We start from the raw sequence: 21,936 nt of genomic DNA on the forward strand, positions 1-21,936 counted from the left end.
TCCACAGGATATCCCGATGGACGCGAGGACGGCGAAGGTGGATAAGGGGCAACTACGTCGAACATCCGGGAGTCCTCGAGGATGAGCGAGCTGCGCGCCATCGAAATCCGAAAACCCAGCGAGATCGCCGAGGCGGCGGCCGCCCAGGCCGTGCCCTTCTCGATCGAGGCCGAGCAGCAGTTGCTGGGCGCGCTGCTGACGAACAACGAGGTCTACGACCACGTTTCGCGCATCATCCAGCCGCGGCATTTCTACGATCCGGTCCACCGCCGCATCTATGAGATCTGCGTGGAGCGCATCGCCAAGAACGCGCTGGCAAGCCCGGTGACGATCAAGGCCTTCATGGAAAACGACGCGGGGCTCAAGGAACTCGGCGGCCCCGCCTATCTGGCGCGGCTGGCGGGGGCGGCGATTTCGTCCCATGCCGCACGCGACTATGCCCAGATGATCCGCGAATTCGCCCTGCGCCGCGACCTGATCGCGCTGGGTCAGGACATTGCGGCCCGGGCCACCACGGTCTCGGTCAGCGATTCCGCCGAGGAGCAGATCAAGGAGGCCGAGCAGACGCTGTACAAGCTGGCCGAACAGGGCGTGGCCGAGCGCGGCTTCCAGAGCTTTCTGTGGCAGTCACGGTCGCCCTGAACCGGACATGCGGCCTTCAGCCGGGGCGGCGGGCTGTCGGGCATCTCGACCGGGCTGATCGACCTCGATGCCAAGATGGGCGGCCTGAACCGTTCGGACCTAATCATCCTGGCGGGGCGGCCCTCGATGGGCAAGACCTCGCTTGCGACCAACATCGCCTTCAATGTCGCCAAGGTGCACAAGACCGGCCCGCTGCCCGACGGTTCGGTCGGCACGGTGTCGGGCGGGGTCGTCGGCTTTTTCAGCCTGGAGATGTCGGCCGAGCAGCTGGCCGCCCGGATCCTGTCGGAAGCCGCCGAGGTCCCCAGCGAAGCGATCCGCCGCGGCGACATGACCGAGGAGGAGTTCCGCCGCTTCGTGAACGCCGCCCATGACCTGTCGAACTGCCCGCTTTACATCGACGACACGCCGGCGCTGCCGATCAACCAGCTGGCCGCCCGCGCCCGCAAGCTGAAGCGCACCATGGGTCTGGACCTGCTGATCGTGGACTATCTGCAGCTGCTGAAGGCCGCATCGGCCAAGGACAGCCGCGTGAACGAGGTCAGCGAGATCACCCAGGGGCTGAAGGCCGTCGCCAAGGAACTGGACATTCCCGTCATCGCGCTGTCGCAGCTGTCGCGCCAGGTCGAAAGCCGCGAGGACAAGCGCCCGCAACTGTCGGACCTGCGCGAATCCGGCAGTATCGAGCAGGACGCCGACATCGTGATGTTCGTCTTCCGCGAGGAATATTACCGCGAGCGCGAAAAACCCGCCGACCACGAGTTGGACAAGATGGCCGCCTGGCAGCAGATCATGGAATCCTGCCACGGCAAGGCCGAGGTCATCCTGGGCAAGCAGCGCCACGGCCCCATCGGCACGGTGGAACTGTCCTTCGAGGGGCGCTTCACCCGCTTCGGCAATCTTGAAAAGCACCGCAGCTGGGATCGCGGCGAATGAACCTGCCGGTCCCGGTCCTGACCGTCGGACTGCTCATCGCCTCGAACCTGTTCATGACCATCGCGTGGTATGGGCATCTCAAGTTCAAGGCGGTGCCGATCCTGACCGTCATCCTGGTCAGCTGGGGCATCGCCTTCTTCGAATACCTGCTGCAGGTGCCCGCGAACCGGATCGGCTATGGCCACTTCAGCGCCGCCCAGCTGAAGACCATCCAGGAGGTCATCAGCCTGACGGTCTTTGTCCTGTTCTCCTGGATCTATCTGGGCGAAAGGCTGACCTGGAACGTGGCCGCGGGTTTCGCCTTCATCTGCTTCGGCGCCTTCCTGATCTTTCACAACTTCGGCCATTCCGCGCATTGATGCGAAAGACTGCCATACAAAGGCCCGTTGCCTTTCCGCAGGGCGCGGGCCATGAAATGGCATGACCGCGCCCGTCCCCCAGCCTGCCCGCCGCCCTAGCCTTGTCACGCTGGTCTCGATCACCGGCACGGGGGCGTTGGCGATGAACGTCTTCCTGCCTTCGCTGCCCGGCATGGCTGAGCATTTCGGCGTCGATTACGCGGTGATGCAGCTGTCGGTGTCGGGTTTTCTGGCGGTCAGCGCGGTGATCCAGCTGCTTTGCGGGCCGATCAGCGACCGCTTCGGCCGCCGGCCGGTGATCCTGACCTCGTTCGCCATCTTCGTTCTGGCGACGGTCGGCACGCTGCTGGCCCCCAGCGCCGGCTGGTTCCTGTTCTTTCGCCTGATGCAGGCCGTCATCACCACGGGCTTCGTGCTGAGCCGCGCGGTCATCCGCGACCTTGTGCCGGCCGAAAGCGCGGCGGCGATGATCGGCTATGTCACCATGGGCATGTCGCTGGTCCCGATGATCGCGCCCACCATCGGGGGCGTCCTGGACGAAGGCTTCGGCTGGCGCGCCAGCTTTGCCGCCATGCTGATCCTGGGCACCGCCGTCCTGGCGCTGTGCTGGCTGAACCTGGCCGAGACCGCGCGCGGCGGCGGCATCCCGCTGCGCGAACAGGTCGCGACCTATCCGCTGCTGGCGCGGTCGCAGCGGTTCTGGGGCTTTGCGCTGGCCGCGACGCTCAGCGCGGGGGCGTTCTACGCCTATCTGGGCGGCGCGCCCTTTGTCGGCCGCCATGTGCTGCACCTGTCTCCGGCCGAGGTCGGATACTGGTTCGCCGCGCCCTCGCTGGGCTATGCGCTGGGGAACTTCATCTCGGCCCGCTGGTCCACGCGGCTGGGGCTGAGCCGGATGATGCTGGCGGGCTCGGTCATCTGCACCCTGCCCCTGGCGCTGGCGCTGATGGCGGATCTGACCGGCCGCGACAGCGCGCTGATCTTCTTCGGCTCGGTCGCGTTCATGGGACTGGGGAACGGCATGCTGCTGCCCAACGCCAACGCCGGTATGATGAGCGTGCGCCCCGAACTGGCCGGCACCGCCAGCGGGCTGGGCGGCGCGATGGCGGTCGCGGGCGGTGCGGCGCTGGCCGCCCTCGCCGCCGCCTTCCTGAACGAAGGGTCCGGCGCGGCGCCGCTTCTTGTCATCATGGTGGCGGTGGGCGCGGGCTCGATCCTGTCGGCGCTGTGGGTCATCCACCGCGAACGGCAGCTTCTGGGCCGCTGAGGGCTTGCGCGCTGCGCTTTGCAAAGGATATCGGTCCTTTGCAAAGGGAGGGCGCTCATGGCCAGTCACAAGATCTATGCCGGCGTCGCGCTGCGGGAAACGCGGTCCCGCGCGGGGCTGACGCAGCGCGCCTTTGCCGACCGGCTGGGGGTCTCGCTGCCCTATCTGTCGCAGATGGAGAACAACCATCGCCCGGTCTCGGCCGGGGTGCTGCTGCGGCTGGCCTCGGAATTCTCGGTCGATCTGGGCGCCATGGCGGTCGGCGACGCCGAGCGGATGGTGGTGGACATGGCCGAGGCCTTTGCGACCCGCTGTTCGACGCCCCGCCGCCCCGCGCCGACCTGCGGCTGGCCGCGACCAATGCCCCGGCGCTGGCGCGGGCCTTCCTGGACCTTTATCGCGCCCATCGCGATGGGCAGGAACGGCTGGCCGCGCTGGACGAGGCGCTGGGGGCGGGCGGGCAGAACGCCACCCCCTCGCCCTGGGAGGAGGTGCGCGACTTCTTCCATTACTGTGACAACTACATCGACGCGGTGGACCGCGCCGCCGAACATTTCGCCCGCCAGGCCGCACCCGGCGCCACGCCGCTGGAGCACGCCATCGCGGGGCTGACCGCGCGCGGCCTGACGGTCACGACGGCCGAACTGGGCAGCGGCCCTGTCTATCTGCGCGACGGCCCGCAGATCACCCTGAACGCCGCGGCCGAGGCAGCGACCCGCGCCTTCCAGCTTTTGCACCTTTATGCGCTGGAAACCCGGGCCGACCTGCTCGAAGCGACGCTGGAACTGGCGCGGTTCCGCAGCCCGACCGCCCGCGACATCGCGCGGCTGGGCCTGGCGAACTATTTCGCCGGCGCCGCGATGATGCCCTATGGCCGCTTCCTCGAGGCCGCGCGGGCCGAGCGCCACGACCTGGAACGTCTGGCCCACCTGTTCCACGCCTCGCTGGAGCAGGTCGCGCATCGGCTGTCGACCCTGCAACGCCCCGAGGCGCGGGGCGTGCCGTTCTTTTTCATCCGCGTGGACCGGGCGGGCAATATCTCCAAGCGGCAGTCGGCCACGGATTTCCACTTCTCGCGCATCGGCGGCACCTGCCCCCTGTGGAACGTCTACCAGGCGTTCGAGACGCCGGGCCGGTTCCTGCGGCAGCTGGCGCAGACGCCGGACGGCAAGCGCTATCTGCTGATGGCGCGCGATGTCTCCAAGCACGCCGGCGCCTTTGGCGCGCCTGTCCGCCGGTTTGCCATCGGCCTGGGATGCGAGATCAGCCACGCCCGCGACCTGGTCTATTCCGACGGGCTGGACCTGGCGAACCCCGCCCTGTTCGAACCGATCGGCGTGTCCTGCCGCATCTGCCCGCGCCCTGACTGCCATCAGCGTTCGGTTCCACCGATGGATCGCAATATCCGCATCCCGGCCGACCGTCCCGGCCCCCTGCCCTACGAGATCGCCTGAAAATCCGGGCTGTCTGCCTGGCATTTGAGCAGGCAAGCGGAATATCGCACAAGATGATGCGTACCTTGGCCCAGTCTCATACCAAGGGATGAGAACCGGGATTAGGTCAGCGATTGCCGGCGCTTGCAGGGAGTTTCTGGAAACATCCTGCGGTTGCATTCCGATGCGTCTCGCGCGCATCGGCGACAAACCACCGGAAGCTGTCTGACGGGTCGGCACCAATCCGCCCATCGGCTGCGCAATAAATCCTGGGTTGTTGCGCTTTCACCACAGGTCGGATTTATGAGCGCCTAGCGCGCCGCCCACGACGACGGGACAGGCGCGATGCAAACAGATGGACCAGGGACATTGCGGATCACTCACAGCCTGAATTCGGTGCTTGGGCGCTGGTTGCCCGAACAGCGTCTTTTCCTGAAATCGGATGATTCCACCCGGTTCCTGCGCCTGACCCCCACCACCCAGTTCGCCGGCCTGATGGGCAGCGCCCTGGTCTTTGGCTGGACCATCGTGGCAAGCTCGATCCTGGCGGTCGATTCGGTGGGCGGGCACGGCGCCCAGGGCGCCACCCGCAGCCAGGAGGCGTTCGAGGCCCGGCTGTCGGACCTGTCCGCCGAACGTGACAGCCGCGCGGCCGAGGCTGCCGCCGCCCAGAACCGCTTTGCCCTGGCGATGGACCAGGTGTCGCAGATGCAGTCCCGCCTGCTGGACGCCGAAGCCCGCCAGCGCGAATTGCAGGCGGGCCTCGGCGCCGTGCAATCGACGCTGCAGGCCGCCATCAAGGACCGCGACGGCGCCAAGGCGCAGGTCGCCGCCGCCGAGGGCCAGGACCCGGCCAAGCGCACCGCCGAGCTGCAGGCGGCGCTGGATATCGTCTCGGCCGAGTTGAACCGCGCCGCGACCGACCGCAGCGATGCCATGCGCGCCGCCGAGGACGCCCGCCGTACCGCCGAGGCGCTGACCATCGAGCGCGACCAGATCGTCGCCCGCAACGACGAGATCCTGTCCCAGGTCGAGGACGCCGTGACCGTCTCGGTCAAGCCGCTGGACCAGATGTTCCGCAGCGTCGGCATGAACCCCGACGAGGTGCTCAGCACCATCCGCCGCGGCTATTCCGGCGAGGGCGGGCCGCTGAACCCGATCAGCTACTCCTCCAGCGGCAATGCCGAGATCACCCAGCGCGAGGCCAAGGCCAACGAGATCCTGATCACGCTGGACAAGATGAACAGCTATCGCATCGCGGTCGAAAAGATGCCGCTGGCGATGCCGGTCAAGAACGCCTTCCGCTATACCTCGCCCTTCGGCCGGCGCTGGGGCCGCGCGCATGAAGGCGTGGACCTGGCCGCGCCGGTCGGCACGCCTGTCTATGCCACCGGCGAAGGCAAGGTGATCTTTGCCGGCTGGCAAAGCGGCTACGGCAATCTCATCAAGGTCCAGCACGAGCTTGGCACCGAAACCCGCTATGGGCACCTCTCCAAAATCAAGGTCAAGGTCGGGCAAAAAGTGTCGCAGGGCAGCCTGATCGGTGCTATGGGCAATACCGGCAGGTCGACCGGCCCGCATCTTCATTATGAAGTTCGCGTGAACGGCCGTGCCGTGAACCCCATGACCTTCATCAAGGCAGCCCAAAATGTTTTCTAAGACCCGCGTGACCGAACCCGGACCCCGGACTCAGCCGGCGCCCGAGCCTGAAGCACCGCGCAGCCATGAACCCAATTTCGACGTGCCGCCGACCGCGCCCGCGCCGCGCCCGCGCACCGCGCCGTCGGTGCTGGCGGCGGACCTGACCGTCACCGGCAACATCCGCACCCAGGGCGACATCCAGATCGAGGGCACGGTCGAGGGCGACATCCGCGCCCGCCTGCTGACCGTGGGCGAAAGCGCCACCCTGCGGGGCGAGATCGTCGCGGACGAGGTCGTGGTCAATGGCCGCGTGGTCGGCCGCGTCCGTGGCCTCAAGGTGCGGCTGACCGCCACCGCCCGGGTCGAGGGCGACATCATCCACAAGACCATCGCCATCGAATCCGGCGCCCATTTCGAAGGCTCGGTTCAGCGCCAGGAAGACCCGCTGGCCAATGGCGCGACGCCCAAGCTGGCGCCGCCCGCCTCGAAGCCCTCGGCCCAGGGCTAAGCCCTTTCCCTTTGCCAGCGCGTCCTGCCGGGCGGTCCATCGGGCCGCCCTTTTGCGTTACGCCGGCTCCTGCCCCGGGGCGGGGTCGGGCTGCGGATCGGGCAGCGGCGGCCGCAGCGGGTCGGGAATGGGTTGGGGTTCCTTGTCGTGGCGCGGCTGCATGATCGTCCCCTTATCCCGCGCGGTCGGCGAAGCGGCCGATCAGCGCCTGGTTCACGGCCGAGGGGACGAACTTCGTCACGTCGCCCCCCAGCCGGGCGATTTCCTTGACCAGCTTCGAGGCGATGGCCTGCCGTCGGGCATCGGCCATCAGGAACACCGTCTCGATGCTGGCGTCCAGCGCGCGGTTCATGCCGACCATCTGGAATTCATATTCAAAATCCGCGACCGCGCGCAGCCCGCGCACGATCACGGTGGCACCCACGTCGCGGGCGCAGTCGATCAGCAGGTTCTCGAACGGATGGACCAGAATCTCGCCGCCGACGCGGTCGGTGATCAGGGCGCATTCGCGGCGCACCATCTCGACCCGCTCGTCCAGGGAAAACAGCGGGCCCTTGTCGCGGTTGATCGCAACGCCGATCACCAGCCGATCGACCAGCGCCAGCGCCCGCTGGATGATGTCGAGATGACCCAGCGTGATCGGGTCGAAGGTTCCCGGATACAACCCGATGCGCATGACTGCCCCTTCCTTGTCGCGGACCCATGCAGCGAAACAGCCTTTCGTGCGCGGGTGCAAGGGCTTCGCTGTCGAAAGCGCGGGGTCAGTTGCCCATGATCATCCCGGTCAGCGCCTCCTTCTCGGCCGCAAGCTCCTTCAGGCGGGCCGAGACGGCGTCGCCGATGGACACGATCCCCAGCATGTGCCCGTTTTCGTCCACCACCGGCAGGTGGCGGAACCGGCCCTGCGTCATGCGGTCCAGGATCACCAGCGCGTCGTCGCCGGTCGCGCAGGTCATCAGCTTGCGGGTCATCAGCTCGCTGATCGGCTGGTCCAGGATCGCGGCGCCGCGCTTGCCCAGTTCGCGCACGAGGTCGCGCTCCGACAGGATGCCCAGCGGCACCTTGCCATCCTCGGAAACCACGATCGCACCGATGCGCTTGTCCGACAGCAGCTTGGCCGCCTCGGCCACGGTAGCGGTCGGCGCGACGGTAAAGATTTCGCCGCTGGCCTTCATCGACAGGATCTGGTTCACGAGCATTGCTGTTCCTCCGTTCGGGCTGGCAATAGGCTGCCCTGCACGGCCAGCGTCACCGCAACCCGCGCTTGCGTCAAGCCCGCTGTTGGGACTGCCCGTCCAGCCCGGCCTCAAGCCCCGGCACCAGCCCCTGCAGGCGCGCGACCTCGGCCCGGATCCCCTGCGCCAGGGCCTCGGCCAGGCGGCTCATGCGCTGCGACCGGCGGTCGTCGGGATGGCGGATCAGCAGAAGCTGCGGGTCAGCGACAGCTCGTCCGTCAGGATGCGCCGCACCCCGGGACAGAAGGGGATCGCAAAGTCGTGCACGATGCCCAGGCCCGCCCCCGCCCGGATCGCCTGCATCTGGACCGAGACCGAGTTCGAGGTCAGCTGCGCCCAATCCGCCCCCGTCTCGGTCAGGTAGTCCAGTTCGCGGTCGAAGATCATGTCGGCGATATAGCCGATCATGCGGTGCCCGCGCAGGTCCGCGCGCGTGCGCACGGGGGGATGGGCGCGCAGATAGTCCTGATGCCCGGCCAGATGCAGGTGATAGTCGGTCAGCCGCTGCACCATCAGCCGCCCGGTCTGGGGCTGGGACACGGCAATGGCCATATCGGCCTCGCGCCGCGACAGGTTGAAGACGCGGGGCAGCGCGACGATCTGGATCTCCAGGCCCGGATGCGCCTCGCACAAGCGTGCGCAGACCTGGGGCAGCAGATAGTTCGCGCAGCCGTCGGGCGCGCCGATGCGGATCTGGCCGGTCAGCTCGCCCGGCCCCGACAGCGCGTCCCGCGCGCTCGACAGCGCCAGTTCGACTGCCTCGGCATGGGGCAGCAGCCGCTCGCCCTCGGGCGCAAGCGCATAGCCCTGCGGCGTCTTGACGAACAGCGTCGCGCCAAGCGCCTGTTCCAGCCGCGCCACCCGGCGCCCCACGGTCGAGGCATCGACACCCAGCCGCCGCCCGGCACCGGACAGGCTGTCCTCGCGCGCGACAGCCAGGAAGATGCGCAGGTCGTCCCAGTCCATACTGCGGCCCCTTTGCAGAAATGCAAAACGCTTTTGCCAGACTTCCTCTTTTTCCGGCAATGCTGCAAGTCTATGGTGCCGCAAGATCAGATGCCACGGGAGGCGTTCATGGAAGAACTTTCGCACTGGATCGACGGCCGCGAGGTCAAGGGCACTTCGGGTCGCTTCAGCGATGTCTACAACCCCGCGACCGGCGATGTGATCGCCAAGGTGCCGCTGGCCACCGCCGCCGAGCTTGACGCCGCGATCCAAAGCGCCGCGCGCGCCCAGGTGACCTGGGCCGCGACCAACCCGCAGCGCCGCGCCCGGGTGATGATGAAGTTCGGCCAGCTCATCAACGACAACATGGACACGCTTGCCGAGGTCGTCTCGCGCGAGCATGGCAAGACCCTGCCTGACGCCAGGGGCGACGTGCAGCGCGGCCTTGAGGTGATCGAAGTCTGCATGGGCGCGCCGGCGATGCTGAAGGGCGAGTTCACCGACAATGGCCGCCAGCAACCTAGCCCGGCTGCCCAGGCTGCTGCGGGCATGACCACCGGACTGAACTTCCGGCCATGATCCCGCTGTGGAAGATGGGCCCGGCACTGGTCCCCATCATCGCGATGATCCTGAAGCCGTCCGAGCGCGTGCCCTCGACCTCGACAGGCAGGCGAAGCTGGCGCAAATCCGACATCTCCACGGCGTCCTGCAGGTCGTGAACGGCGACAAGGAAATCGTGGACGCGATCCTGGACCATGAGGTGATCCAGGCGGTGGGCTTCGTGGGCTCGACCCCCATCGCGCAGTACATCTATGGCCGCGCCGCGACCAACGGCAAGCGCGCGCAGTGCTTCGGCGGCGCCAAGAACCACATGATCATCATGCCGGACGCCGACCTGGACAAGGCCGCCGACGCGCTGATCGGCGCGGGCTATGGCGCGGCAGGCGAACGCTGCATGGCGATTTCCGTCGCGGTGCCGGTGGGCGAGGCGACCGCCGACGCGCTGATCGAACGGCTGGTGCCGAAGATCGAGAAGCTGAAGGTCGGCCCCTATACCGCGGGCGACGACGTGGACTTTGGCCCGGTCATCACCAAGGCCTCGCAGGAGCGCATCAACCGGCTGATCGCCTCGGGCGTGGACCAGGGCGCGGAGCTGGTCGTCGATGGCCGCGACCTGAAGATCCAGGGCTATGAGAACGGCTTCTTCTGCGGCCCGTCGCTGTTCGACCGCGTGACCCCGGAGATGGAGATCTACAAGGAAGAGATCTTTGGCCCCGTGCTGACCCAGGTGCGCACGCAAAGCTATGACGAGGCGCTGAAGCTGGTCATGGACAACGACTATGGCAACGGCACCGCGATCTATACCGCCGACGGCGATACGGCGCGCGACTTCGCCAGCCGGGTGAACGTCGGCATGGTCGGCATCAATTTCCCGATCCCGGTGCCGCTGAGCTATTACAGCTTCGGCGGCTGGAAGAAGTCGGCCTTCGGCGACCTGAACCAGTACGGGCCGGACGCCTTCCGCTTCTATACCAAGACCAAGACGGTGACCGCGCGCTGGTTCTCGGGGATCAAGGACGGGGCGGCGCTGAACTTCAAGGCGCTGGACTGATCGAAGACGCGGGGGGCCTGCCCCCCGCGCCCCCCGGGGTATTTTCCCAACAAGGAAGACCTAGCGGTCGGCGGATCGCAGGATGTAATAGCAGCCGCCGCCGATCAGCACGCCGAAGAACCAGCCGTAGATGCCCCACCACGAGGGCAGCAGGCTGGTGAAGGTCGGCAGGATCGAGCTGAAGACCATGCCGATGCCGAAGGCGATGAAGGCCTTGACGTGCCACCCGTCCTGAAAGCGGAATTCGCCATGTTCCTGATAGAGCGCCTCGACGTTCACCACACCTTTGCGGATCAGGTAGTAGTCCACCATCATGATCCCGAAGATCGGCCCCATGGTCGAGCCGATGAAGTTCACGAAATGCGTGGCGTTGGTTTCCCAGGGCGCCCAGGGGTAGAGGATCAGCGCGATCAGCGCCGCGATCAGCCCGCCCCGCTTGAAGCTGATGTAGCGCGGGATGGTGTTCGAGAAGTCGAAGGCCGCCGAGACGAAGTTCGCAACCACGTTGATGCCCAGCGTCGCGATGGCGAAGGTCGCCGCCGCCAGAAGCGCCAGGAACAGGCTGTCGAACTTGGCGCTGATCTGGTCGGGATGCAGCAGCACCTCGCCATAGACATGCCAGGCGGCCGTGGTGGTGACGCCCGCGACCAGGCAGAAGGCCAGCAGGTTCACCGGCAGGCCCCAGGCATTGCCCAGGCGAAGCGCCCGTTCGTCGCGGGCATAGCGCGAGAAGTCGCAGAAGTTCAGGTAGAGCGCCGCGAAATAGGTGATCCAGGTCGCCGCCACCGCCATCAGCGTCACGAACGAACCGGGCGTTCCCGGCACGCCCGCGGCGCGCGTGGCCTCGAGCAGGATCTCTTGCGGGATCTCGTCGCCAAAGCTGAAGGTGCCGGACTTGACGATCAGGTAGACGGCGAGCATCAGCATGGCGACCCAGACCGCGGGGCCCGCCCAGTCCTGAAAGCGGCGCACCGTCTCCATCCCGTTCTGGATGATCAGCAGTTGCGCACCCCAGACGAACAGGTAGCACAAGAGTTCCAGCGTGGAATGGCCCAGCATGTGGCTGGTCTGGTGGAACTCCAGCATGGCCGGGCTGCGCAGCAGAAGCGCCACGATCGCCCCCGAGGCGGCGGCGGTCTGCGCGCCGTACCAGAAGCAGGCGACGACCGCCCGCACCAGCGCCGGCACGTTCGCGCCGAAGGTGCCGAAGCTGGCGCGCGCCAGCACCGGGAAGGGCACCCCGGTGCGCACGCCGGCCAGGCCCACCATCTGCATCAGGGCATAGATCACCAGGGACCCGATGCCGATGGCCAGCACGAAGTTCAGCAGGCTGCCGCACAGCAGGAACAGGCTGGCCGCCAGGTAGTAGCCCCAAAGGCTGTGCACGTCCGAGGTCCAGACGTTGAAGATGGAAAAGGCCCCCCATCGGCGGTCCCGCGCCGGGGCAAGGTCCTCGTTGTAAAGCCTGGGAGAGGGATCTGTGATCTGCATGACGTCCCCACGTTCATTGCACCCGTCCGCTTGACGGTGCCCCTCAGCCTAGGCGATCCATGGGGGCGCACCAGAGAATTTCTTGGCCCCAGGGCCGGTTGTCGCAGATTGCGTGTCTTTGGAGCAGCAAAGAGGGAGAGGACAGAATGACGGCAGCGCCACAGACGCGGGGCCCCGCGCAGGACGGGGACCCACCGACGCCCGATGTCACGATCCGCAAGGACCGGCACGCCGGCCGCATCACGTTCACCCGGCCGCAGGCGCTGAACGCGCTGAGCCGGGACATGGCGCTGGCCATCGACGCGGCGCTGCGCGCGTGGCGCGACGACCCCGAGGTCGCGCTGGTGATCGTCGATGCCGAAGGCGACCGGGCCTTTTGCGCAGGCGGCGATATCGCGGCGGTCTATCGCGCCGGACTGGCCGGCGACCATGACCTGGGCCGGGCCTTTTTCCGCGACGAATACCGCATGAATGCCCGCATCGCCGGCTTTCCGAAGCCGGTCGTCGCCTTCATGCAGGGCTTTGTCATGGGCGGGGGCGTGGGCGTCGGCGGCCACGCCAGCCACCGGGTGGTGGGCGACACGACCCAGATCGCCATGCCCGAATCCGGCATCGGCCTGATCCCCGACGTGGGGGGCAGCTGGCTTCTGGGCCATGCGCCGGGGCGGATCGGGGAATATCTGGGCCTGACCGCCGGGCGGATGGGTCCGGGCGACGCGATCCACGCCCGCTTTGCCGACCATTACCTGCCCGAGGCGGACTGGCCCGCGCTGATCGACCGGCTGGCCGAGACCGGGGACGCCCATCTGGTCAAGGGCGCGCCGCCGCCGCCCGCGCCCCTGGCGGATGCCGACCTGTCGGCCTTTGGCGGCCGCACGGTCGGCGAGATCGTCGAGGCGCTGGAGCGCGCGGGGGACGAGGCGGCGCTGAAGCCGCTGCGCCGCAATTCGCCCCTGTCGATGGCGGCGACGCTGGCGCTGGTGCGGGCGGCGCGGGGCGATGCCTCGGTCCGCGACAGCCTGGCGCGCGAGTTCCGCTTTACCTGGCGCGCCACCGCCGAAAGCGATTTCCTGGAGGGCGTGCGGGCGCAGATCATCGACAAGGACCGCAACCCGCGCTGGTCTGCGGACGCGGGCGAGGCGCATGTGCGCGCCATGCTCGCCCCCCTGGGCGATGCGGAACTGACATGGGAGGACGAGGCATGAAGATCGGTTTCATCGGATTGGTGCATATGGGCGGGCCGATGGCCCTGAACCTGGTGCGCGCGGGACATGCGGTGGCGGGCTTCGACCCGGCCGCGCCGCTGCCCGAGAGCGTCATGCCGGCCGCCAGCGCGGCCGATGCGCCTCAGGGCCCCGGAGTGGTCGTCGGCGATATGAAGGGCGCCTTCCGGCAATGGGTCCTTCTGCTCGATCCCCGCCATGGCTTTTACCCACCGGACGAGCTTTCTCTCGAACTCCTTCCGGTTCCTGGGCTGGACATGCCGCATCCAATGCACATGGTGATTGCCGCCCGGTTGGCGCGCGGACTCGCCGGTGTCGGGCGGGATCGGCGGCGCGGCCGCGGGCACGCTGACCTTCATGGTGGGCGGTCCCGCCGATGCGTTCCGGACGGTCGCGCCGCTCTTTGACATCATGGGGCAAAAGGCGGTCCATTGCGGCGAGGCGGGGGCGGGCCAGGCGGCCAAGATCTGCAACAACATGATCCTGGGCGTCACCATGATCGCCACCTGCGAGGCCTTTGCCCTTGCCGACAAGCTGGGGCTGGACCGGCAAAAGATGTTCGACGTGGTCTCGACCTCGTCGGGCTATTCCTGGTCGATGAACGCCTATTGCCCGGCCCCCGGCGTCGGGCCGCAATCGCCCGCCGACAACGGCTACAAGCCGGGCTTTGCGTCCGAACTGATGCTCAAGGACCTGCGGCTAAGTCAGCAGGCGGCCGAGGCGGTCGATGCCGACACACCCATGGGCGCGCTGGCCGCCTGCCTTTACAGCCGCTTCGTCGAGGAGGAGGACGGCAAGGGCAAGGACTTCTCGGCCATGCTGCCCCGGCTGGCGGCCCGAGGCCGCGACCAGGGCTAGGCATCGTCCGCAGGCTGCGGCAAGACTGCACCACCCCTTACAAAACGATGCGAGGGGTGGATCTTTCCGGCAGAACAGGTCGTTTTTTCCGCATCGCGCCCCTGGGGCGTTAACGGAAACGCAAGCCGGATCGTTCAAGCTGTCCCGATGCAGACCAGCGGTTTCATATCCCAGATTGCTGCGGCCCTAGGCATCGCCCTGGCCGGGATGGTGCTTGCGCAGCGCGCGGGATCGGACGCGCCCGAACCGCCGCCGCCTTCCGGCCTGGTCCAGGCACGTCTTGAACCGCAAGTGCAGGTCGGTCAGACCGTCGATCCCAACGCCCTGCACCAGATCACGCGGCCGGGACTGTATGGCATCAACCGCTCGCCCGAAGGCAGCCGGTACGGGGTGCTCGAGGGGCGGTTGATCCGCTATGATCCCGGGACCATGCGGGTCCAGTCGGTGATCCGGCCATCCCGGATCCTGGACTGAACGCCGTCAGCCGCGCAGCAGGGCGCGGGCGGCTTCCTTCGCGGCAGGGGTAACCTCCTCGCCGGCCAGCATCCGGGCGATTTCCGCGACCCGCTCCTGCTCGTCCAGCGCCGCCACGGTCGAGGTGGTCATGCCCGCCGCGACCGACTTCGCGACGCGGAAATGATGCCCGCCCAAAGCCGCGACCTGCGGGCTGTGGGTCACGACCAGAACCTGCGCCCCCTCGGCCAGCCGGGCCAGGCGTCGGCCCACGGCATCGGCGGTCGCGCCGCCCACCCCGCGGTCGATTTCATCAAAGATCAGCACCAGCGCGTCGTTGCCGCGCGCAAGGCACACCTTGAGCGCCAGCAGGAACCGCGACAGCTCGCCGCCCGAGGCAATGCGGTCCAGCGGTCCGGGCGGGGCACCGGGGTTGGTGGCAACGGTAAAGGCCACACCGTCGCGTCCTTCGGATCCGGGCTCGCCCTCGGTCACACGGGTTTCAACGACGGCGCGCTCCATCTTCAGGGGCGCAAGCTCGGCCGCCATCGCGGCATCGAGCCGCTTGGCGGCCGCGGCGCGCTGTCCGGTCAGGGCACGGCCGCCGCGTCATAGGCGGCGTCGGCCGCAGCCACGGCGTCGCGCAGGCGCGCCAGGTTTCCCTCGCCCGCGTCGATGCGGCCCAGGCGGTCGCGCAGCTGGTCGGCCAGCCCCGCCAGATCGTCGGCCAGCACGTCATGCTTGCGGGCCAGCGCGCGCAGGGCGAACAGACGCTCTTCGGTCGCCTCCAGATCGCGGGGGTCGAAATCCATCGCCTCCAGCGCCGATTCCACGCCCGAGACGGCATCCCCCAGTTCGATCAGCGCGCGCTGCAGGGCGCCTGCCGGGCCTTCCAGCCGGCCCTCGGCGCGGTCGGCGGCACCCTCGAGCCAGCGGGCGGCGTCCAGCATCGCGCCCTCGGCCCCTTCGGGCCCGAGCGCCTGCAAGGCGCGGGCCACATCGGCGCGGATGCGCTCGGCGCCCTGCATGCTGCGGCGGCGAATGTCCAGCTCGGCCTCCTCGCCGGGCTGGGGGTCCAGCTTGTCAAGCTCGGCCACGGCATGGCGCAGGAAATCCTCCTCGCCCCTGGCCTGGGCCAGGGCGGCCTCGGCCTCGGCCAGCGCGGCGCGCGCCTCGCGCCGGGCGGCCCAGGCGGCGCGCGCGGGCGCCACGTCAAGGCCGCAAAGGCGTCCAGCAGCAGGCGGTGGCCGCGCGGGTTCAGCAGGCCCCGGTCGTCGTGCTGGCCATGCAGCTCGACCAGCGTTTCCGACAGGCTGCGCAGCAACTCGCCCGAGGCGCGGCGGTCGTTGATCCAGGCAGTCTTGCGCCCGTCCGTCGCATTGACCCGGCGCAGGATCAGTTCGTCCCCCACGGGATAGCCCGCCTCGTCCAGCAGCGCGCGCGCGGGATGCCCGTTCGGCAGGTCGAAGACGGCCGAGACCTCGCCCTGGGCGGCGCCGGCGCGCACCAGGTCGGCCCGGCCGCGCCAGCCCAGCACGAAGCCCAGGCAATCCAGCAGGATCGACTTGCCGGCGCCGGTTTCGCCGGTCAGCACGTTCAGGCCGGGCCGGAACTCAAGTTCCAGCCGGTCGATCAGCAGGACATCGCGGATTTCCAGTGAACGAAGCATGACCCCACCAACAGGGCGCTTCAGCGCACCCTTACAACCACTTGCCCTGGATGACCTGACGATAGACGTTGGTCAGCCAGCTGTCGCCCGCCGCTTCGGCCTTCAGGCCGCGCTGGCGCAGCTGGGCATAGGCGTCGGCATAGAACGGCGAGGAACGGAAATTGTGCCCGAGGATCGCGCCGGCGGTCTGGGCCTGGTCGGTCAGGCCCAGGGCCAGATAGGCCTCGACCAGGCGCATCAGCGCCTCGGGCGTGTGGGTCGTGGTCTGGTATTCCTCGACCACGACGCGGAAACGGTTGATGGCGGCGGTGTAATGCCCCTGCTTGAGGTAATAGCGCCCGATCTCCATTTCCTTGGCGGCCAGATGGTCGAAGGCCAGGTCGAACTTGAGGATGGCCGAGCGCGCATATTCGGTGTCGGGATAGCGTTCGATCACCTCGCGCAGCGCCTGCAGCGCCTGGAAGGTCAGGCCCTGGTCGCGGCCGATCTCGTCGATCTGGTCGTAGTAGCTGAGCGCCAGAAGATATTGCGCATAGGCCGCGTCCTCGTCCCCCGGATAGGTGTCGATGAAGCGTTGCGCCGCACCCCGCGCCTCTTCGTAGTCGCGGGCGCGGTGATAGGAATAGGCCTGCATGATCAGCGCGCGCTTGGCCCATTCGGAATAGGGATAAAGCCGCTCGACCTCGGAGAAGTAATGCACGGCGTCCTGCGGCTTGCGGCTGTTCTCCAGCTCGTATTCGCCGCGCTTGTAGATTTCCTCGGCGGTGAAGCTTTCCAGCGATTCGGGCGGACGCGAGGACTGCCCCCCGCATCCCGCCAGAAGCGTGGCGGACAGGGCCAATGCGACCAAGGAACCCGCCGATCTGATGCCCGCCATATCTTACCCGTCCGTCAGAAATTCATGCCGCCGCACAAAGCCATGCCCCGCGGCCCGGTCGTCCTAGCACAGAAAATCGGGCTGCGCAAAATGCCAAAATGCGGAAATAACGGACAGATAGGCCACCCGCCGCCCAAGCCCCCGCCTGCCCGTCAGGCAACGGCCAGGGCAGGCATGGCACGCGCCGCAGCGCTGATGACGCCCGCGCCCGGCAGGTGGCGCTGAATCGCCGGCGTGACCGTCACCCATTCCCAGGCGTCGGGCTGGGCAAACAGCGCGCGCAGCAGCTTGTTCGTCATCGCGTGTCCGGCGCGGTGGCCGGTATAGCGCGCCAGCAGCGGTGCGCCGGCCAGGGCCAGATCGCCCATGGCGTCCAGCATCTTGTGGCGCACGGCCTCGTCCTTGTGGCGCAGGCCGCCGGGGGACAGGACCTTGTCGCCATCGACCACGACCGCGTTCAGATAGGTGCCGCCAAGCGCCAGCCCGTTCTGCTGCATCTGCACGACGTCCGACTGCCGGCAGAAGGTGCGGCTGTCCATCAGCTCGTGCACGAAGGTGCCGTTCGCCATGTCCAGCGATTTTTCCTGATGGCCGATGGCGGCATCGGTGAAGTCGATCTGGAAGTCGATGGCCAGATGATCGGCAGGCGACAGGCGGGCATGGGCCAGGCCCTGGCGCACCTCGACATCGCGCAGGACACGGATCGCGCGCAACGGCGCGTCGGGGTAATAGCGCAGCCCGGCTTCGACGATGCCCTGCACGAAGGGCGCGGAGGAGCCGTCCAGGATCGGGATCTCGGGTCCGTTCACCTCGACCACCGCGTTGGTGATGCCGGTGCCGGCCAGCGCGGCCATGACATGTTCCACGGTCGAGACGGTCGCGCCCTGTCCGTTGTCCAAAAGCGTGCAGAGCTGTGACGGCGTCACATGGTCCCACAGCGCCGGAATCCGGGCCCGGCCCAGATCGGTGCGGACAAAGACGATGCCATGGTCGGCCGGAGCGGGCAGGATCGCCAGCCGCACCGCCGCACCCGAATGCAGTCCGACTCCGCGGAACTGGGCTTTGGAAGCGATGGTGGTCTGCATGGTCTTGCTGCCTTCTGATCTTGAACCGACGGGGATGGGCCCGCCGCCTTGATGCTGAATTAGGCGCGGGCCCCGAGTCCTACAATTAACGATTTGTGACGGCATGAAACAAAGCCGTCCCTTGCCTTGCCGGATTCCGCCGCAGCGCAGAAAACCTTTGAAAATGCCCAATAAAAAAGGACCGCCGAAGCGGTCCCTGATGATCGTGTCCGAAAAACTTGTGATCGGATCAGTTCGCCTGACGACGCAGGAACGCGGGGATCTCGACGTTCTCGTCCGACCGCTCGGGGCCGGCCAGGTCGTCGAAGCCGGCATCGAAACCGCCATTGCGACGGGCCTGGACGCGTTCGTTCACGCGCTCGGCAATGGTCGAGGCGGCGGGCTTTTCGGTCTGCTCGGCGTGGCCCGAAATGCGCTCGAGCATCCGGCTGAGCCCGCCCATGCGGCTTTGCAGGCGGTTCGACTCGGGCTGCTGGGCCTGTGCGGGGGCGGCCTGGCGGCCCTGCGCGGCAGCCTGACGCTCGGGCGCCTTCTGCACGGCGGCGGCCAGCCGCTGCATCACCGCGTCCGACGGTGTGCCGGGGTTCTGGGCGGCGCGGCGGGGCGCGACGAAGGCACCCGAATCCGCCCCCAGCGCGTCGCTGGTGGACTGGGCCGGCTGGCGCGCCTCGGGCTGATAGGCCGGGCGGGGCATGTCGTCTTCGTCATAGCGGGCGGCCGAGGACTGGACGCGCGGCGCGGGCTGCGGTTCGGCCTGGGTCATCACCACGCGGCGGGCGGGGACGGGCTCGTCCTCGACCTTCTGGGCGACGGGCGGGGTCTGGGTCAGCGGCTCGCGCATGCCGCGGCGGGGCGCGGGGATCTCGGCCGCCGAGGCGTCGATGCCGGTCGCCACGACCGAGACGCGGATCGTGCCTTCCATCGAGGGGTCGAGCGTCGAGCCGACGATGATGTTGGCATCGGCATCGACCTTCTCGCGGATCTTCTCGGCCGCCTCGTCCATCTCGAACAGGGTCAGGTCGTAGCCGCCGGTGATGTTGATCAGGACGCCCTTAGCGCCGTTCAGGCTGATTTCGTCCAGGAGCGGGTTGGCGATGGCCTTTTCGGCGGCCTGCACGGCGCGGTTCTCGCCCGAGGCCTCGCCGGTGCCCATCATGGCCTTGCCCATCTCGTCCATCACCGCGCGCACGTCGGCGAAGTCGAGGTTGATCAGGCCCGGGCGCACCATCAGGTCGGTCACGCCCTTGACGCCCTGATACAGCACGTCGTCGGCCATGGCGAAGGCTTCGGTGAAGGTGGTCTTTTCGTTGGCCAGGCGGAACAGGTTCTGGTTGGGGATGATGATCAGCGTGTCCACGACCTTCTGCAGGGCCTCGACGCCCTCCTCGGCCTGGCGCATCCGCTTGGTGCCTTCGAACTGGAACGGCTTGGTCACGACGCCGACGGTCAGGATGCCCATCTCGCGCGCGGCCTGGGCGATGATCGGGGCGGCGCCGGTGCCGGTGCCGCCGCCCATGCCGGCGGTGATGAAGCACATGTGCGCGCCCATCAGGTGATCCACGATGTCCTCGATCGTCTCCTCGGCGGCCTTGGCGCCGATCGAGGGCTTGGCGCCGGCGCCCAGCCCTTCGGTGACCTTGGGACCGATCTGGATCGCATTCTCGGCCTTGGAGGATTTCAGCGCCTGGGCGTCGGTGTTCGCGACCACGAACTCGACCCCCTCAAGCTGCTTGTCGATCATGTTGTTGACCGCGTTGCCCCCCGCGCCACCGACCCCGAAGACGGTGATGCGCGGGCGCAGTTCCTGGTCGTCGTTCAGCATCAGGTGGATCTGCCGTTCCATGTTCGCCTGCCTTGTTGTTGTGCCGGACTTTGACTGGTCCGGTCGAATCCCCGTGATGACCGCCAGCCTAGCCAGATTTGGCCTTAGCGTCACCCGAAAAACACAGGAAACGCACAAAATGTAGCGTGTTTGAAAGGTATTCTAGGCGGTATCTTGCCCATTCTCCAACATGCGGCGCGGGTGCTGCCCGCCGCCGCCGCCGGGTCCCTTCGTCGGCCTACCAGTTGTTCTTGAACCAGCGGTAGGCGCGCTTGAGGCTGCGGGCCGGGTGGGCCTCGGCGGGCATGTCGAAATCCCACCATTCGTCCTGCGGGTGCGCGGTCAGCAGCGCAAGCCCGATGGCCGAGGAAAACCCCGCCGATGTGGCCGTATGGGGCAGGCCCTGGATGCGCAGCGGCCGGCCGATGCGCACGTTCTGGCCCAGCATCCGCGCCGCCAGCGTGTCAAGCCCGGGGATCTGGCTGCCCCCGCCCGTCAGCACCACCTGGCGCGAGGGCATGAAGTCGAAGCCGGCCGCGTCCAAGATCTCGGCCACCTTCTCCAGGATCTCCTCGACCCGGGGGCGCATGATGCCGATCAGGTCGGCGCGGCTGATCTGGCGGCGCTCGCCTTCCCAGTCGCCGGTCTCGCTGCCGATCTGGATCATCTCGTGGTCGTCGCGCCCGGTGGCTTCGACGCCGCCGTGCAGGGTCTTCAGGCGTTCCGCCTGGGCGTGGCTGATGCGCAGGCCCTTGGCGATGTCCTGGGTGATCAGTTCGCCCCCGAAGCGCACGGCGTCGGCAAAGATCATGTGCTTCTTGATGAAGACCGACACGCCGGTCGCGCCGCCGCCCAGGTCGATGCAGGCCGCGCCCAGTTCCTGTTCGTCCTCGACCAGCGCGGCAAGCCCCGCCGCATAGGATGCCGAGGCCACGCCCGCCAGTTCCATGTCGCAGCGGCGGATGCAATGGACCAGGTTGCCCATGGCGTCGCCGTCCACGGTCAGCACATGCATGTCCACGGCCAGCCGCTCGCCCGCGTGGTCGCGCGGGTCCGACAGACCCGAGCGGCCGTCCACGGCAAAGTTCACCGGCTGGGCGTGCAGCACCTCGCGGCCACGGCCGAAGTCGGGCACGTCGCAGGCGGCAAGGACGCGGGCCACGTCGTCCTCCTGCACCTTGCCAAGCGCCAGCGGGATCTCTCCGGCGACGCCGTACGAGGCCGGTCGCGCCCCCGAGATGCAGGCGATGACGTGATCGCCGCGGACGTTCGCGGCCTTCTGGGCGGACTGGATCACGGTGCGGATGGCGCGCTCGGTCTCGGCCATGGTCGCGATCTCGCCAAGCGCAGGCCGCGCGACCGGGTGTGGGCGGTGCCGATCACGCGAAAGTTCGAATGGCCGGCCATCGGACCCACGCCGTCGGTCTCGCGGAACTGGCCGGGGCCGTCGAACTGCAGCACGAGGCAGGCGATTTTCGACGTGCCGATGTCAAGGACCGCAATGACGCCGCGCGCCATCGCCTGACGCCGCATGGTGCGCATGGCCCGCTGAACGTGATAAATGTCCTTCATATCCCCTGGCCCTACAATGACTTATCCGCTGTTCTTCTTGGTCTTTCCAGCCTTGCCGGCGGTCGTTTCGGTCGGGATCGGCTTGCCGTCCGGGCCGATTTCCTGCTGCCCCCGCGCGCGGCGGATGGCGTTCTGGGCGTCCAGCCCGATGCGGACCACGGGGCGCGCCTCGGCGCGCAGGTCGACGACCGTGACATCGCGCGACAGCATGTGCTGGGCCTGGTCCATGGCCATGGCGCGTTCAAAGGCGCGCAGGGCCCCGTCCTCGGGCAGCTTGATGCGCTGGCCGCGGACCGAGACCACGTCCC

13 protein-coding genes and 8 pseudogenes are annotated in these 21,936 nt (G+C 68.0%); 11 read left to right on the plus strand and 10 right to left on the minus strand.

Annotated elements, in window-relative coordinates:
* Positions 1-81 precede the first annotated feature (81 nt).
* The 6 genes and pseudogenes from DPM13_RS02365 (at position 82) to DPM13_RS02390 (ending at position 6,786) form a co-directional block, all read left to right on the plus strand.
* Positions 82-1,578, plus strand: a pseudogene (locus DPM13_RS02365) (replicative DNA helicase).
* Positions 1,575-1,937, plus strand: a complete 363-nt coding sequence (locus DPM13_RS02370) for a DMT family protein (protein ID WP_028717806.1) — start codon at positions 1,575-1,577, stop codon at positions 1,935-1,937. The pseudogene DPM13_RS02365 and the gene DPM13_RS02370 overlap by 4 nt, the downstream one beginning before the upstream one ends.
* 61 nt (positions 1,938-1,998) lie before the next feature.
* Complete coding sequence (locus DPM13_RS02375) at positions 1,999-3,204, plus strand: multidrug effflux MFS transporter (protein WP_112887385.1); 1,206 nt, start codon at positions 1,999-2,001, stop codon at positions 3,202-3,204.
* A 57-nt stretch (positions 3,205-3,261) separates the two neighbouring features.
* Positions 3,262-4,658: pseudogene (locus DPM13_RS02380) on the plus strand (helix-turn-helix domain-containing protein).
* A 348-nt stretch (positions 4,659-5,006) separates the two neighbouring features.
* Complete coding sequence (locus DPM13_RS02385) at positions 5,007-6,296, plus strand: M23 family metallopeptidase (RefSeq protein ID WP_112887386.1); 1,290 nt, start codon at positions 5,007-5,009, stop codon at positions 6,294-6,296.
* Positions 6,286-6,786, plus strand: coding sequence for a bactofilin family protein (locus DPM13_RS02390; RefSeq protein WP_028717810.1), 501 nt, complete (start codon positions 6,286-6,288; stop codon positions 6,784-6,786). Before DPM13_RS02385 ends, DPM13_RS02390 begins: the two co-directional genes overlap by 11 nt.
* Positions 6,787-6,958: 172 nt before the next feature.
* Here the strand turns inward: DPM13_RS02390 and coaD are convergent, their stop codons facing one another.
* From coaD to DPM13_RS02405, 3 genes and pseudogenes are all read right to left on the minus strand, one after another.
* The gene (gene coaD / locus DPM13_RS02395; RefSeq protein ID WP_112887387.1) at positions 6,959-7,462 is read right to left on the minus strand and encodes a pantetheine-phosphate adenylyltransferase; all 504 of its coding nucleotides are present in this window, start codon (positions 7,460-7,462) and stop codon (positions 6,959-6,961) included.
* 85 nt (positions 7,463-7,547) lie between these two features.
* Positions 7,548-7,985 (minus strand): CBS domain-containing protein, encoded by a 438-nt coding sequence (locus DPM13_RS02400; protein WP_112887388.1) that lies wholly within the window; start codon positions 7,983-7,985, stop codon positions 7,548-7,550.
* Positions 7,986-8,055: 70 nt separating this feature from the next.
* Positions 8,056-8,987: pseudogene (locus DPM13_RS02405) on the minus strand (LysR family transcriptional regulator).
* Between the two features lie 108 nt (positions 8,988-9,095).
* Here DPM13_RS02405 and DPM13_RS02410 point away from each other — a divergent pair.
* Positions 9,096-10,578, plus strand: a pseudogene (locus tag DPM13_RS02410) (CoA-acylating methylmalonate-semialdehyde dehydrogenase).
* Positions 10,579-10,638: 60 nt separating this feature from the next.
* Here the strand turns inward: DPM13_RS02410 and DPM13_RS02415 are convergent.
* A complete protein-coding gene (locus tag DPM13_RS02415; protein ID WP_112887389.1) occupies positions 10,639-12,069 on the minus strand; it encodes an NCS1 family nucleobase:cation symporter-1 in 1,431 nt (476 codons plus the stop codon).
* A 146-nt stretch (positions 12,070-12,215) separates the two neighbouring features.
* On the opposite strand from DPM13_RS02415, the gene DPM13_RS02420 reads away from it, so the two are divergent.
* The 4 genes and pseudogenes from DPM13_RS02420 to DPM13_RS20390 all read left to right on the plus strand — a co-directional run bounded on the left by DPM13_RS02420 (position 12,216) and on the right by DPM13_RS20390 (position 14,624).
* Positions 12,216-13,274 carry an enoyl-CoA hydratase/isomerase family protein gene (locus tag DPM13_RS02420; protein ID WP_112887390.1) on the plus strand — a complete coding sequence of 353 codons (1,059 nt, stop codon included), beginning with the start codon at positions 12,216-12,218 and terminating at the stop codon, positions 13,272-13,274.
* A pseudogene (locus tag DPM13_RS21970) lies at positions 13,271-13,436 on the plus strand (NAD(P)-binding domain-containing protein); the annotation flags it as partial. The gene DPM13_RS02420 and the pseudogene DPM13_RS21970, both read left to right, overlap by 4 nt.
* A 156-nt stretch (positions 13,437-13,592) precedes the next feature.
* Positions 13,593-14,150: pseudogene (locus DPM13_RS02430) on the plus strand (NAD-binding protein); the annotation flags it as partial.
* A 147-nt stretch (positions 14,151-14,297) separates the two neighbouring features.
* A complete protein-coding gene (locus DPM13_RS20390) occupies positions 14,298-14,624 on the plus strand; it encodes a hypothetical protein (protein WP_028717817.1) in 327 nt (108 codons plus the stop codon).
* A 6-nt stretch (positions 14,625-14,630) separates the two neighbouring features.
* Here the strand turns inward: DPM13_RS20390 and recN are convergent.
* The 6 genes and pseudogenes from recN to DPM13_RS21975 all read right to left on the minus strand — a co-directional run bounded on the left by recN (position 14,631) and on the right by DPM13_RS21975 (position 21,931).
* Positions 14,631-16,272 (minus strand): annotated as a pseudogene (recN, locus tag DPM13_RS02440) (DNA repair protein RecN).
* Positions 16,273-16,303: 31 nt separating this feature from the next.
* Entirely contained in the window at positions 16,304-17,149 is an 846-nt protein-coding gene (locus DPM13_RS02445) for an outer membrane protein assembly factor BamD (protein WP_028717819.1), read from the minus strand.
* A gap of 152 nt (positions 17,150-17,301) precedes the next feature.
* Positions 17,302-18,234 carry a UDP-3-O-acyl-N-acetylglucosamine deacetylase gene (lpxC, locus tag DPM13_RS02450; RefSeq protein WP_028717820.1) on the minus strand — a complete coding sequence of 311 codons (933 nt, stop codon included), beginning with the start codon at positions 18,232-18,234 and terminating at the stop codon, positions 17,302-17,304.
* Between the two features lie 229 nt (positions 18,235-18,463).
* Complete coding sequence (gene ftsZ / locus DPM13_RS02455) at positions 18,464-20,077, minus strand: cell division protein FtsZ (RefSeq protein ID WP_112887391.1); 1,614 nt, start codon at positions 20,075-20,077, stop codon at positions 18,464-18,466.
* Between the two features lie 217 nt (positions 20,078-20,294).
* Positions 20,295-21,628: pseudogene (ftsA, locus tag DPM13_RS02460) on the minus strand (cell division protein FtsA).
* Between the two features lie 21 nt (positions 21,629-21,649).
* Entirely contained in the window at positions 21,650-21,931 is a 282-nt protein-coding gene (locus DPM13_RS21975) for a hypothetical protein (RefSeq protein WP_223252301.1), read from the minus strand.
* Positions 21,932-21,936: the final 5 nt, after the last annotated feature.

Source organism: Paracoccus mutanolyticus (genome assembly GCF_003285265.1).
Lineage (GTDB): Bacteria > Pseudomonadota > Alphaproteobacteria > Rhodobacterales > Rhodobacteraceae > Paracoccus > Paracoccus yeei.